Source organism: Synergistaceae bacterium, from assembly GCA_031267575.1.
Lineage (GTDB): Bacteria > Synergistota > Synergistia > Synergistales > Aminobacteriaceae > JAIRYN01.
Window position 1 is genome coordinate 1 of the sequence record JAIRYN010000011.1, and the last position, 14,039, is coordinate 14,039.

Annotated in this window: 9 protein-coding genes; 1 reads left to right on the forward strand and 8 read right to left on the reverse strand. The window is 54.2% G+C overall.

What is annotated here, in order from left to right:
• Positions 1 to 527: 527 nt before the first annotated feature.
• The 7 genes from csrA to LBJ36_01705 all read right to left on the reverse strand — a co-directional run bounded on the left by csrA (position 528) and on the right by LBJ36_01705 (position 10,240).
• Entirely contained in the window at positions 528 to 818 is a 291-nt protein-coding gene (gene csrA, locus LBJ36_01675) for a carbon storage regulator CsrA (protein MDR1377751.1), read from the reverse strand.
• 6 nt (positions 819 to 824) lie between these two features.
• Positions 825 to 1,304, reverse strand: coding sequence for a flagellar assembly protein FliW (locus LBJ36_01680; protein MDR1377752.1), 480 nt, complete (start codon positions 1,302 to 1,304; stop codon positions 825 to 827).
• A gap of 38 nt (positions 1,305 to 1,342) precedes the next feature.
• Positions 1,343 to 5,296 carry a flagellar hook-associated protein FlgL gene (flgL, locus tag LBJ36_01685; protein MDR1377753.1) on the reverse strand — a complete coding sequence of 1,318 codons (3,954 nt, stop codon included), beginning with the start codon at positions 5,294 to 5,296 and terminating at the stop codon, positions 1,343 to 1,345.
• Between the two features lie 95 nt (positions 5,297 to 5,391).
• Positions 5,392 to 8,418: a flagellar hook-associated protein FlgK gene (gene flgK / locus LBJ36_01690; GenBank protein MDR1377754.1), complete on the reverse strand. Its 3,027-nt coding sequence runs from the start codon at positions 8,416 to 8,418 to the stop codon at positions 5,392 to 5,394.
• 6 nt (positions 8,419 to 8,424) lie between these two features.
• Positions 8,425 to 8,871 carry a flagellar protein FlgN gene (locus tag LBJ36_01695; GenBank protein ID MDR1377755.1) on the reverse strand — a complete coding sequence of 149 codons (447 nt, stop codon included), beginning with the start codon at positions 8,869 to 8,871 and terminating at the stop codon, positions 8,425 to 8,427.
• Between the two features lie 3 nt (positions 8,872 to 8,874).
• A complete protein-coding gene (locus LBJ36_01700) occupies positions 8,875 to 9,159 on the reverse strand; it encodes a flagellar biosynthesis anti-sigma factor FlgM (protein ID MDR1377756.1) in 285 nt (94 codons plus the stop codon).
• A gap of 328 nt (positions 9,160 to 9,487) precedes the next feature.
• The gene (locus LBJ36_01705) at positions 9,488 to 10,240 is read right to left on the reverse strand and encodes a response regulator transcription factor (GenBank protein ID MDR1377757.1); all 753 of its coding nucleotides are present in this window, start codon (positions 10,238 to 10,240) and stop codon (positions 9,488 to 9,490) included.
• A gap of 338 nt (positions 10,241 to 10,578) precedes the next feature.
• Here LBJ36_01705 and LBJ36_01710 point away from each other — a divergent pair, with 338 nt between their 5' ends.
• The gene (locus tag LBJ36_01710; protein MDR1377758.1) at positions 10,579 to 11,889 is read left to right on the forward strand and encodes a nicotinamide-nucleotide amidohydrolase family protein; all 1,311 of its coding nucleotides are present in this window, start codon (positions 10,579 to 10,581) and stop codon (positions 11,887 to 11,889) included.
• 110 nt (positions 11,890 to 11,999) lie between these two features.
• On the opposite strand, the gene LBJ36_01715 is transcribed toward LBJ36_01710, so the two are convergent.
• Positions 12,000 to 13,721 carry an ABC transporter ATP-binding protein/permease gene (locus LBJ36_01715; GenBank protein MDR1377759.1) on the reverse strand — a complete coding sequence of 574 codons (1,722 nt, stop codon included), beginning with the start codon at positions 13,719 to 13,721 and terminating at the stop codon, positions 12,000 to 12,002.
• Positions 13,722 to 14,039: the final 318 nt, after the last annotated feature.

Consider the following 14,039-nt stretch of genomic DNA (forward strand, 5'->3'; position numbering starts at 1 on the left):
GTTGTAAGCGTAAAGCGCCGGTATATTATGGTAAATTCTCATCGTATATTAACCTCCTGTCTTTGAGGCATCCTACCCCGTTCGACACAAAAAAATCTTTTTTCGACCATCCTGGTCCCCCATATGCGCTTTTGTGTTGCCTTATCGCCCCATTGGTGGCGCGAATACGTCAAAATCCCTCTTTCCACAACCCTCTTTCCAACCATCACTCCTTAAAGTGAATGCCCCCACTCTGAGAATATTTACAGCCGCCTTGATATCCCGATTGATATCCTGATTGATATTCCGGTCGTGTTCCGCCCCGCATCTCGCGTTGTAATTTCATCAACACGTGCTAACATGCGCTCTGTAAAAATGCGGCTACGCCTAGAAAAATTTTGTCGTAAAGTATATATGTCAAAAAATTGTTTTAAGCAAAGCTCTCCGGCATAAGAAAAAAGCAAAAAAAAAAAAGAAAAAAGAAAAAAAGAAAAACTGCGATTCATAAAGGAGTTTTACATAAAAGTAGACATATGGTAACTTTACGTCTATTCGCTCGGCTTTTTGAGACGCACCGTCTTGAGCTTGGAGAGCTTAGAGAAAGTGGAGACGGGGAGCTGAGGAGTCACCACCGGGGCCGTGGAGGGAGTATCGGCGACTTTCGCCGCCTTTCTGTTTTCCTCCACGATAGCGTCCCACAGCTCCTTGCGCCAAATCTGTGTTTTTTTGGGGGCGTTGATGCCGAGGCGCACCACGTCCCCCCTCACATCGATGACCGTGATTTCAACATCCTCGCCGATCTGTATCGACTCGTTAAGGCGACGACTGAGAACTAGCATAATTTCTTAAGCCTCCTTCTCCGCCAGCGCCGCGACCTTCATCGCCTCCCTGACGTTTTCCGGGAAAACGGTATGGTGAACGGAATACTCCTCGTTCAGAGCGATTACCTGAACGGCTCTGCGACTCTTTAAGTTCACCAGGATGGGCGCGCGGAGGTTGGCCGTCATGTTCCACGGGGCCGACTCCGGTATCGACACGACGATCAATAACGCCAAATCTCCCGGATCCGTAGTCTCGATGAGCTCCAGATCGTCCTCTGGTATCTTTGCGTTATAGTCCGGCATGACGGCGTCCGGTGTCGTTACCGGCAGCGCCAGGCCCTCGTCCTCGATATTTTGGAGCCACTTGATAGCGTTGTCCTCCTCGCCCGTCAAGATCCAATTACGATTCTTTTCGAACGCGGGCAAACCCCGCGGGAAAAAAAGCGTGTCCTCCTCCGAATAAGAAATTTCGCCAAAACGCGAACTAATCATTGACTGAACCATTTATCCTCCTTTTACAACCTCTTACAACCTCTGCGCAATCAGCGCAAAAAGTCGAGCAACGTCGGCTGGACGATGTAGGACATAATCCCCAGGCTTGCCTGGTAAATGGCCTGAGCCATCATCAACTGAGTGGACATATCGGCGAGATCCACGGCCACCAGACTGTCGTGGGTTTCCGTCATAGAGAGATCGTTCGCCTTCATGCGCTGAACGTTACCCTCATAACGAGCTTGCAATGCCCCGTTGGTGGACAGCACTTTCAGAAGGCCGTCTATGAAATTATTGATCATGGGCAGAAGTTTGTTTGACAACCCGTCACGATTCTCCGCCCGGACAGCGGTCGAAATATCGTCCAACACCCCGAAGAAATTCTGTTTCGTCTGGTTCGCCCCGCCCCGCACGGTGACGTTCTGCGTGTAAATGCCCGGCGCGGTTCGGGAGGTGTTTTCAAGATCATATCCGCCCCGGTAGGGAGTGGATGGAGTGGCGGCACCCAGAAACATGTTGGTGATGTCGTTGCCGTTCTCCTGAGCCAGGACCGCGACCGTGTACCCGCGGGGGGACCAAAGCACGAGCCGTCCCTCGTCGTTCAGTTCGGCTTTGACGTCATAATCCTGCATCCGGGCGTTAATCTCCGCGACCAAATCCACGCCGTCCAAAAGTCCGTTGCCGTTGATGTCACGCATGGCCGTCAAGTCGATGGTATGGGTGTACCCGGCCACAGTGATACTGAAGGTCTGAGGCGGTTGAGCGCCTTGGGTCGTCTGCCACGAGCTGGGGATTCCGCTGGCATCCACAAGCGGCACCGCTCCTTGAATGCTCGTGTTCAACAATAATTTATCCTGCGCCACACTCCCTTTCACGTCGATGACGTTCACTGGAGAGCCATCTTTGGCGGCAATGGAAATGATGGGGAAATCTCCCTCTTGCCCCGCGGCGTTGCCCATCGTCTGATCGAAATAGTTGACGTAGAGCCAGTCTCCCGCCTGAGAACGTAAGCGGTCCATAATGGTCTTCACGGTGTCGCCCGCGGTGACGTCGATCTTTACGCTGTGCCCCAGGGTTTCGAAGCGGATGGTTCCGGTCACGTCCATCTTCGTGTCATCCTTCACGCCCGCCAACTCCAAGTTGCTGGTCACACCGCCATGAATGCCCATCTGAGCGGCCAAGCCTGAGGTATAGGAGGCGTTCCAATTGGGGTCTGGCACGGGCAGGTCCACGATGGTGAAGGGCTCTCCCGTAATTGCGACCAGGGACGCGGAGCCAGTCAGCTTTTGCCCGTTTTCGTCCATGGGGATGATCACCTTCAAAACCTCTTGCCCTTCCTGGGCGTTGACCTGCTTGGCGATCTGCTCCATCACCTTGACCCGGTCGACGAATGTCTTGCCGCTGCTGTCGAAAGACTGGATGTCTTTACGCGCCAGGCGGATATCGTAGGTTTTGCCGCAGGTCTTCTGCACCCGCATCATGACCGCCAAGTTGTCGTCCAAACAAGGGGCGGTGGGGAACTTAATCTTAGTCTCGTTCACTCCCATGTTGTCATCCGCGCGCACGGCTGTGGAAAGCCCCATTTCTTCGGCGTATCGTTGGTCGTTCATATCCAAGAAGGTCACGGGGGACCCGTCCAGGCTGCGAATAACCAAGCGGCTGGTGGCTTTTTCCTCGTTTTTGCTGGTGTCCAGGCCAATCTCCGTGTCGTCCATGCTGACGTCGCCGTTGATCCGGGAAACATCCACGACAACCTCCAACCATTCAGCCCCGGCGTTTTTCAATCGTTCAGCCAGCTCTTCCATGGTGTACTCTCCGGGGTTCAATTTAATATCCGTGGTATGCCTGCCGCTGGTGACCCGCCAATGAAGGGGCGTTCCCGTATAAAGATTGGAGATGGGATCGTAGGGTTTGGTCGGATCCTGGAGAGTTCCCACCTTTAGGGTTTCGGCCCCCTCGAACTCCACACTTTTCAGGGCCGTCTCCATGCCCAGGTAGTTGAACACATCAATGTGGCTATGGTCCACCGGCCGGGTCTGTTCCTTGGAGGCCACGACGCCCGTCTCGATCCCTGTGGCGGAGTCCACGGCGTAGGTGAAGTTGAACAAAGACATGGCCATCCCCTCACCCGTGAGAATGAAAGAAGGGTAGTGGAGCTTTTCCGTCGCGGCGTCCACGGTAAGGGGGTCCTGCGACAGGTCGCCCGTGCGTTGGGCCACAACCACCAGTTGCTCGTTGTCCGCCGATGGGCGAGCGTAAACGCCCTCAATGGAGTTGAGACGGTCGGCAACGCGCACCAGGTCATCGCCCTCGTTAATGTAGATTTTGATGGGGTGCGCGTCTCCCAATTGCAGCGACAAGGAACTGGAAGAGCTTTTCAGAGAGTTGCTCCCCGATCCGTCGTACCCAAAAAGCCGCATCGTGCCGCCGCTGTTCGCGCCGCTATCTTTAACTGTAATGCTGCCCTTCGTGGACTGGAGCACCAGGCGACCCGAGACGATGGAAGCGAAGGGCAAGTCGCCGGCGTCGACGGACATTTTGGTGTTGATGTCTGTCACCAGCTCGGTAACGTTCTTGTAGTCGTCGAGTTTGAAGATCTCGCCGTTGATGTCGATTTCTTTACCCAACCCGTCGCCCTTCCAGCCCAGGGTATTGACCGCGCCCATCAGTCCCTCATATTTTGGGGGGACGCTGGCCTTGATGCCTCCCATGACCACGTCCACACCTGTGCCGTCAAGCTTGACCGTGTCGCCGCTGGGAGAGACGAACGCTATTTTGCCGCCCTGTTCGATTGCTTTGACGCTCCCGCCCAACAGAGGATCCAACCAAGCGGCGAAATGTTCCGTTTGCTCTTTCAAGGTGAGCGCGGGAATAGGAGGCGGCGGCGAATATCCGCTCAAATCCACGGTTGTAAGCAATGAGTCATTGAGGTAAACGCTCAAATCTTTCCCCGCCAGCTCTGTGAAGTTAACCGAAGCGTTGCCAGCCAACTGATTTTGATTCCAGTATCCCGGTTTTAGCAAATCGGTCTTGTTCATCTCCAACCCGTCCACAGACTGTGCCATAGGCATATAATCCGTGTCGGACCATCCGGTCACGGAAATAGACTCGCCCGTGTTGCTCTTGAAGACCAGGCGGTGTTGATTGGCGCCGTAGTCCTTCTCGACGGACGCTGTGACCAACATGTCCGCGCCCTGTTCTTTCAAGGCCCGGTTCACCAGTGTGGCTAGATCATCCAGGGAAAGGCCACTGAGTTCATCCGGGTCCCGGAATTGGTTGTAATCCGTGGGCTTTGCGCTTCCGGTGGCGTATTCGTCGATCCATTGTTCGGGGATGAAGACTGAGAGCGTGCGGTTTCCAACGGTAATCTGTACCTTTTCCTCGCGCCCCGTCCACTGCCAGTCCAAGGGGACGTAGTGACTGCACACGAAATAAGATTTATAGGCGTTGGGCATGATGTCCTGGCCCGTGAAGGAAACATCGCTCAAAAGCCCCTCCTCGACCTCGTAACGAATGCGCTCGTTCGAGCCCACGTATCGGATCGAGCCGTTGGCGTCCTCCACAAAGGGTTGGGTGGCGGTGTCTGTTCCTCCAAAGATATACTTACCCGCGATTTTTGTGTTCAGCGTGTCCAGAAGCTGGCCCTTCAAAATGTCGATTTCCTCGGCGATGGAGGCGACAGCACTAGCGTCGAGGGAGCCGTTCCCCGCTTCAATCACCTTGTAGTTAATCTCGTGCAGGATGTCCATGGCACTGTCCAGGGCCGTTTCCGCGTATACCAGCATCGTCCCCGCGTCGTTCTGGTTTTTGATGTACTGGGTGTTGGCGGTGATGGACGACTCCAGGGAAAGCGCGCGAGCGATCTCCGAAGGGTTGTCCGACATCTTGGAGTATTTCTTCTGGGTGGCCATCTGGCGTTCCAGGTCCAGCAGTTTTTGCATATTATTGTGCAACGTTCCCGTTAGGGAGCCGTACATCATCGCCGTCGTCACGCGATTGGCCATAATCATCCCGCCTTCTTTCTGTTCACGCTCTGTTCACGCTCACTGCATGCTCACTTTACGCTGACTGCATGTTTATTGTATGCTTTTATTGTACGCTAACGGCCCACCAGGCCGAAGTTGTTGATAATCCGATCCAACATTTCATCAATAGTCGTAACATAACGGGACATAGCGTTGAACGCTTGGTTGAACTTCAGGATGTCTATCATCTCCTCATCGATGTTGACACCCATCACGGACTGGCGCTGTTTATCGATCTGCTCCGTCAGGTTTTTTTGGGACTTGTACATCAAGGACGCCCGTCCAGCCTCACTACCGATCTTGGACAGGTAAGCCTCGTAAAAGTCGCCCAAGGAGGCGCTGTTGTTGTTCAAGAGCTTGGAGGTATGCAGGGACGCCATGCGGGCGGCGTTGGTTCCGCTGCCGTTGCCGGCGCTCTGGCCATAAATCGCCTTGCCGTTTTCGTCCAGTTTTCCCATGGCGGCCCCGATCACACTGACATCGTTTTTCACCATCTCGGAGATGTCCAGCAAAGAAGCCGAGCCCGATTTGAAGCCCAGCGCGTTGAAAAAGGCCGCCCCGGTAGTGTCGAGGCTACCGCCGATTCCGTAGCCGGAATATTGGTAGGCGTTGAAGTTTTTTATCAGGGCCCAGGCGATTTCGTCCAGCTCTCCTTTGAGCTGAGGCAGCACTCCGTCCCGGATTTCCTGCAGGGCTTTGATTGAACCGTCCTCGATGTGGTGACGGACGGTAATCGATGTCTGCCCCACGCCCTTCAAGTCGAGCCAAATGCCCTCGCTGACCGTCTCCAGCGTCTTAGCGGAGTAGTCGGTGCGGTTCGTCCCGGCGGGCACACGGCGGGCTTTATCGAATTTATTGTCGGCGGAAAGGTAACGCACACCGTCGAACGTGAAAGATGCGTCCACGGCGATCTTTGAGTATGCGGTTACCTCCCGGTAGGTTTTCGTCGCATCAGGCGGGTTCCCTGTGGCCGGATCCAGCTTCAACAAACCCAGGCGGCGAAGCGTCTGCATGTTGCCGTCCTCGTCGCCCATGAGCGTGATGCGCTGCGCCTCCCCCGCTACGTCGGACGCGATGGTGAGATACCATGACTGATCGGTGTCTTGCTCCAGCGTGGCGTGCACCCACTGCTCTGGGGTCGTCAGCCCGTAGGCTTCTTGATATTTTTCGTTGATCTTATTGCGGATGGTTTCCAAAGAGTCCGTCTCCTGCACGTCGATGGTGATGACGGGATTGGGGTTGGCCATCCCCATCCGGACGGCCAGGTCGCCTTCGACGTCCGAGATCGAGATCAAATGGTTGTCGTTGGAGGCGACGGAGAACCACGTGGGCGGTGTCGCCGAGTTCTGCCCGACGGTGAATCCGGTGCTGTTCGAGGACAGGATGGCCGTTTGCCGAAGGAAATTCGTCATATCGGCGACCATCAAATGAGCGCCTGCGGTCAGGGTGGTTCTTTCTCCCGTGTCGCTCTCTATCACCCAGTGATCTGTATCCCAGCTCACGGTGACGTCGATTTGAGAGTCGTGGGCACCGAGACGGAACGTGTAGCTTTCGCCGTTCTCTCCCAAGCCGAGGATATCCCCCGCGCTCAAATCGGGGTTACTCGCGTTGTCGAAAGTCTTTGACGAGACCAGAGTCCCCTGGCTGCCCACCTGAATGCGGAAGGATGTAGAGAGTCCTAAGCCTTCGGTGGTGGTCGTGGGACGCGTGCGCATATGAACGAAGCCGGTCGTTATGCCTAAAAGATTCGCGGCGTCCTCCACGATGACGGAATTTACCTCCGAGGTGAGCGTGAGAGAGCCGTTCGAGTTGGAAGTGACTGAGATGTGGTTTTCTCCCGACGGAAAAAGATCATCAAAAACGTTTTCTATGTAATTGGTAAGTTCTTGCGTCGTAAGATCGCCAGAAGCCGAGGTTTGTGTTACCGAGGAAAGAGAAGTTGTAGTGCCGCCATCGTCGCTCACATTCGCGGATAGGTCCCATTTGGCGCCGTTCCATGTCAATGTGAACTCCGCGCTGTACTTGCCCGAAGCGACGGTAAAAGTGTGAGTGTCACCCGCGCTTCCCGCTGGTCGCGCAATCCCGCCGGCAAAGTTTTGGGACGTCAGCACTGTTTTCAGCGATCCGTCGGGGTTTAGGCACAGGGCGTCTTCGCCGCCCACGGTCCATTCTTTGCCGTTGGCGAGGCGATCCACCTTGAGCATATGGATGCCCTCCGGCCCCGTGGCCAGTGCCAGGGTGACACTGCAATCTTCAACAATGTCGAACTCGTTGTCCCGAACCTGCACGTCGTAATAAGTCTTTCCTTCCCATTGAAAGGCATGAGCCGCCAGCTCCCGCACCTTGTCTCCTTGGACCAGGGTTCGACCATTAAGGGTTATGAAAAACTCCCCCGTGACGCCGCCGCTTTGGTACGGTTCCTGAATATCCACACCCAGCATTTCGGTCAATTTATCCAGCAACAGATCGCGTTTATCCAGCAGATCGTTGGGGTTTTGCCCCGACGCCTGAAGTTGATAAATTTGTTTGTTCAGAGTCGCGACCTCGTGAAGGGCGGAATTAGCTTGATCCACCAAGGATTTGACCTCCGAGTTGACCGCGGAGGCGTATGCGTCGTAGCCCTTGACCACGGTATCCAACATCGTTCCCAAGGATTGGGCAGACTGAACCATGGACTCTCGGAGCGCCGTGCTCTCAGGATTTTTCTGAAGCTCTTCTAAAGACTTCCAGAAAGTGTCGAACCCTGCCCGGAGCCCGGAGCCTTGGGGCTCGGCGATATAGAGCTGCACCATGTCGTACATGCTGTTGACCTTGTCCCAATAACCCAGAGAAGAAAGCTCGGAACGGTATTGGAGGTCTAGGAACTCGTCCCGGATGCGGACAATTTCGTCTATTTTGACGCCTGTGCCAATTTGTCCCGTGATGGCCGGACTCGACAGGCTCGGTGCGGCAAAGGGGTCTGTCGTAACCAGGTTAACCCGCTGGCGCGAATACCCCGCTGTATCGACATTGGAAACGTTGTGTCCCGCCGTGTCGATTCCCTGCCGAAAAGCGTTGAGGGCTCGTTTGCCCATCTCCAATCCCGAAAAGCTGTTCAACATTTGGTTTTACCCCCTAAAATCCAATCCTCCAGAACGTATAAAACCAGCGTCGAGACGCCGCCACTCGGAAAGAAGCATCGCGCTGAACCGCTCGTTTTGCTCGACCAGGCTGCTCAAAATTGCTATTTCCGATTGCAAGGCAAAGATAGAATGCCGCAGCCGTTCCCCCGCGCCGATGAACAAGGAACGTGATTCATCGGGCACGACTTCGGCCAAGGCCGAGAGGCGCGGCGCGCAACCCAAATCTTTAGCCACAGAACCTGCAAGACGCGCCCGTTGGTTTTCCTGGGCTTGCACGCGGAAGGAGCCGGCCTGAATATTCTTCATAAACTCCTGCATCGTGGCGTAATCGCCGCTTTTGACGAGTTCTCGTTGCCTCACGACGTTCTCGATCAGCTCGTCGATCAGATCGGCTTCCTCTAATAGAGTGTGGATCAGCGCCTCTACGGACAAACGTCACTCCTCGCCGTTCAGTATCCCGGCCAAAAGGAGGTTGTGGGCGATCTTATCGAGAGGAGGACGATATTCTCCTGCTTCCAGCTTCCCCTTGAAATCGTCGATTAGGTCTTGTCGAACCTCATGAATATTTTTCAGCTCCGAGCCCACACGGGCAAGTTCCACAGCGAACAGGCTGAAACTCGCCTCGTCCGAGTCGTTTCTGACGCTGCCTTTATAGCCTTTTCTGGCCTTTGTTTTCCCGACTGCGTCAATGCCGTACTGTCCCATAATTTTTTCTATCAAGAGGACCCGCTCCTTTACATGAAACTAGGCTGCCTTCGTGTTTCAGCATTTTCATTATCTTTCTCTAGACTTATATCGGCAGGCTTGGCAAACCCCTTTAGCGTGCCCCGCGATACTCTTGCGTCGCTGTTTTGAGCTTAGCTATTCTAATACTTTATGAGCGGGACGGAAATAGAGCAGACTCCGCCAGAGAGTTTTTCATTTCAGAAGAGTTTTTCATTCCAGCCAGAAGAGTTTTCCATTCCAGAGTGGTTACCTCACGGTACATTCACGAAATGGGCTAAATCTCGTTTGGGATTATCGACCATAACGTGTTGCGATAGACGGGTCACAGTTCACGAAAATTGATTAGGGAAGTGAGTTGCAAATCGCTGACCTGCTTACGTGGTCCGCTTTTTTCACCGAAGCGGTCGCTGTTCACGAATTGTTCCAACGTATCGGGGCTGAGCTGGGCGAACCCCACCTTCCAGGCCATGATAGCGGCCTGGGTTCGATCACGGATGTCCAGTTTTTTCAGCATGTGACTGACGTGGTTCTTTACCGTTTTCTCGGACAAGACCATGCGGGCGGCGACCTCGGTGTTGCTGAGTCCCTGAGCCAGCCAGTAGAGAATTTCCTTTTCGCGCGGCGTCAATTCGCCCAGGAGGTCGTTTTCGTTTTTACGCCGCGCGAAGCTCGTCATCAGTTTGCCCGCGACACGAGGATCCACGTAAGACTGTCCACGGCTGACAGAATGTATAGCCGCCACCAGTTCATTTTTACCCGAGGACTTGAGGACGAACCCCAAAACGCCCTCTGCAGAGAGTGTCGCCAAACAATCTTCATCGTCGTAGGCGCTAACCGCTATCAAAGCCGTTCGGAACTTGATGTTGTTGAGCTCCCTCACCAATTGCACGCCATCCATCCGAGGCATATTGATGTCAAAAAGCACGATGTCCGGGAGATGTTCCCGAATCATCAGTAACGCTTCTTCTCCGTCGGCCGCCTCGGCTACCACTTTAAAATCGGACTCCAGCTCTAAAATTTTCCGCAGGCCGTCCCTAAAAAGTTTATGGTCATCAGCCAGCACGATTTTCAACATTTTTAGCCATCACCAGCTTTCAACGAGTCTATATTTCTATAGCGATTTGCGTAATCATACACTAAAAAAAGACGCTAAAAGCCTGTATTCGCCAGACAAACGCTTGATTATAAAAGAGCCAACTGCTCTAGGACTTTGGGCCTAATTATAATGTCCCTTCCGTGGAAATACAATAATCTAAACTCATAAAATCAGTATTTTCCCTTGCCGTCGATCATCTCTTTTTCTGTAGTAGAGTATACTTAGCTTCGAGAATCCTTTGTTTTTAGCAATTTTAACTTTGGGCTTTAGGTTTTTTATTTTGATGTGCTATTTGATGTGCTAAAGGAGGTTCCATTGTGAAAACGGCTGTGTTGATCGCGATAGGTGACGAGCTTTTGAGTGGCATACGGCGCGAGGGAAACTGCGCGTGGCTGGCGTGGCTTTTGCACGACGCGGGGTGGCGGGTTCTCGGCATGGAGGTCGTGCCGGACGAATCGCTCCAGATCGTCCGTGAGCTGGAACGCTGGGTTGGAAGAACCGACCTTTTGGTGTTGTCTGGAGGGCTTGGCCCAACCCACGACGACAGGACTCGCTACGCCCTAGCCGAGTACCTGGGGTGTGGATTGTCCGTGAACGACGAACTCTACGACCGGATAGCCGCGCGATACCGCGGTACGTCTCTGGAGGAACTCATCGAGCGTTGCCGTCAGATTCAAGGACTGATTCCCACGGAGTCTAAAGGTGTCTATAACCCTGGAGGCTCGGCTCTTGGAATTTATTTTGAAAGGTCGGGGACCCGTCTCTGGAGTTTCCCTGGAGTGCCTTTCGAGTTCAAAGCGATGGTGAAACAGGAGTTGACGTTTCTTTTGTCCCCGGACGTTTTAGGCAACGCCTCCCACGCTTGGAAGTCCGTGGGGGTCGTGGGGATTCCCGAAAGCCGCGCCGCCGAACTCGTGCCGGAGGTCGTATCGGACCAGCGGTTGCATATTTCAATCTTGCCCTCTTTTGACTTGGTCGAGTTCGTGATTCGCGGGGAGGCCTCGCTTGTGGACTCCTCCGCGCGGCTGTTGCGCCAGCGTTTTGCGGGCAACGTCTTGCCGGAGGGGTGTGCGTCGCTGCCGGAGGCCATCTTGAGCACGGGGCGAGAAAAGGGGTTATCGCTGTCCTGCGCGGAGTCCTGCACCGGCGGGATGATCGGGGCGGCCTTGACGGATATCCCCGGAAGCTCCGACGTTTTCGCGGGCAGCGCCGTGGTCTACAGCAACGAGGCGAAACAAAACCTGTTGGGCGTCGACCCATCTATCCTGAGAGCGCGCGGGGCGGTCAGTGGCGAGTGCGCGGAAGCTATGGCCAGAGGCGCCTTGGAGCGCTACGGGACATCCGTGTCCGTGGCTGTGACGGGAATCGCCGGCCCTGAAGGCGGAAGCCCAGAAAAGCCTGTGGGCACAGTCTGGTTTGGTTTGGCCTTTTGGACCGAGAAAAAATCTGGAGAAAAGTCTGAAGAAAAATCTGAAGAAAAGCCTGAAGAAAAGTCTGGGGAAAATGACGAGAGAGGGCGAGTGGAAAGCTATTCTTTCGTTTGCCAGTTGGAGGGAGAGCGAGACCTAGTGCGGGAACGTGCCGTCCGTGTCGCCCTGATCTCCGTCTGGCGAAAAATGGCCAATTGACATACTCCCACGACTAAAGTTGTGGGATTCTAAGATCGACAAAAACAGCCGACTGAAACCGGTCTTACGTCTTCTCCTTAACTTTAGTCGTGGGAGTATGTCAAGTATTCTCAATCTTCTCTCTCCTGGGCGTTCCAGAGGGCGGCGTAAAGACCGTTTCGAGCCATGAGTTCTTCGTGCCCGCCCTGTTCTGCTATGCCCGCGTCGGTCAGGACTACGATCCGGTCGGCGTGGCGGATGGTGGAGAGACGGTGAGCGACCACCAAGGTCGTGCGGCCTTGACTGAGCCGGGTCAGAGCTTTTTGAATCTGGGCCTCTGTGGCGTTATCCAAGGCGCTGGTGGCCTCGTCGAGGATTAAAATGGGCGGGTTTTTCAAAAACACGCGGGCAATGGCGATGCGCTGCTTCTGCCCACCCGACAGCATCACTCCCCGCTCGCCCACGTAAGTGTCGTAGCCGTCGGGTAGGGTGCTGATGAACTCATCGAGGGACGCGTTGGCGGCGGCGGCCTCCACCTCTTCGTTCGATGCGTCCACGTTACCGTAGGCAATGTTGTCCCGGACCGAACCGCTGAATAAAAAAGTTTCCTGTTGCACGATTCCAATTTTCCGACGCAGCGACAGGCGCGTATAAGAGCGAATATCCACGCTGTCCAGAGTGATGCGACCCTCATCCAACTCGTAAAAACGTGGCAGTAAGTGACAAAGCGTGGATTTTCCTCCACCCGATGGCCCCACGAGGGCTACCGTTTCCCCGCTGTGGACCTCCAGGCACAGGTCGGACAGGACGTTCTTGCTGGTCTCGTCGCCGTAGCGGAAGGTGATGTGCTCGAAAAACACATCTCCTTTCAGGCTGGTTAGATCCCGCGCTCCGGGGTCGTCTTTCTCTGGCTCCTCCGCCATCAGCTCCTGCAGACGCGTGAATCCCGTCATGCCGTTTTGGAGCTGCTCCACAAAGTTGATCAGGCGTTTGATGGGTTCGGTGAAAAGCCCCACGAACAGCAGGTACGCAGCGAACTCGCCGGCGCCGATCTTGCCGTAGTAGGCGAAAATCCCCCCCGACGCCAGAGCCGCCAGAAGCAACAGGTCCATGATGAACCCCGTCCCTGATGAAAATTGCGCCATAGCGCGGTACTGCAAGCCGCGAGCGTGAGCGTAGGCTTTGTTGCCGATTTGAAATTTATCTAACTCGTGCTCGGAGGTTTCGAAGGCCTTGGAGACGCGAACCCCCTCGATGCTATTAGCCAATCCGGCGTTAACCTCCCCGATCTCCACACGGGCCTTCATGGAGGTTCGCGATAATTTGCCGCGCATAAGAATGGAGAACCAAATCAGAAAAGGGATAAGGGCGAAAATGATCAAGGTCAGGTTGACATTCATTGTGCATAGGATGACGAAGGAGCCTGAGAGCATGGCGATAGAGAGGAATAGGTCCTCGGGGCCGTGATGAGACAGTTCAGCAATCTCGAAGGTATCGTTGATGACACGGGACATGAGGGTCCCCGTCTTGGTCTTATCGAAGAAGGCGAAAGGCAGTCGTTGCAGATGATCGAAGGCGTCGCGCCGCATGTCCATAGTGATGAGAACGCCCATCACATGACCGTAGAACTGGATGAAATAGTTGAACCCGGCCTTGAGCACGTAGACGCCGAACAGCGCGGCCATCCAATTCGCCAAGACGGATAGGCGCCTTTCGGGGATGTATATGTTGATGATGTTCCGTGTGACGATGGGATAGAACATGCTGCACATCGACGACAGAAACGCGCAGAGCATATCAGCGGCAAAGAGTTTGATGTGGGGAACGTAATAAGCGGCAAATTTTTTGAACAAGCGAATTCTTCCTTTCCAATCCTTTCCAAATTTCGATCTTCATTTATACTACACCTAATTACGCCGGTCTTCCCTACCCGATGTTATGTTTCGAGGAAATGACGAATTTCTAGATTGTGAGACAGGATGCGCTATAATCGTTGCCACGAGGAGGGTTATTGATGTCCGAGATAGATAGGGTTGGTGTTCAGCCCGGTAGGATTGGAACGCAGAAGGGTTTAAACAAAAAGAAAAATTTCGATTATGATGGGTTTTGGAAGGACCTTATCGAAAAATTTTTTTACTACTTGCTCAAAAGAGCTCTGCCGGAACTTTACG

Excerpts from the sequence above, each read along its gene's own strand:
- csrA (MDR1377751.1), bottom strand. The coding sequence starts at position 818 with ATGCTAGTTCTCAGTCGTCGCCTTAACGAGTCGATACAGATCGGCGAG.
- LBJ36_01680 (MDR1377752.1), bottom strand. The coding sequence starts at position 1,304 with ATGGTTCAGTCAATGATTAGTTCGCGTTTTGGCGAAATTTCTTATTCG.
- flgL (MDR1377753.1), bottom strand. The coding sequence starts at position 5,296 with ATGGCCAATCGCGTGACGACGGCGATGATGTACGGCTCCCTAACGGGA.
- flgK (MDR1377754.1), bottom strand. The coding sequence starts at position 8,418 with ATGTTGAACAGCTTTTCGGGATTGGAGATGGGCAAACGAGCCCTCAAC.
- LBJ36_01705 (MDR1377757.1), bottom strand. The coding sequence starts at position 10,240 with ATGTTGAAAATCGTGCTGGCTGATGACCATAAACTTTTTAGGGACGGC.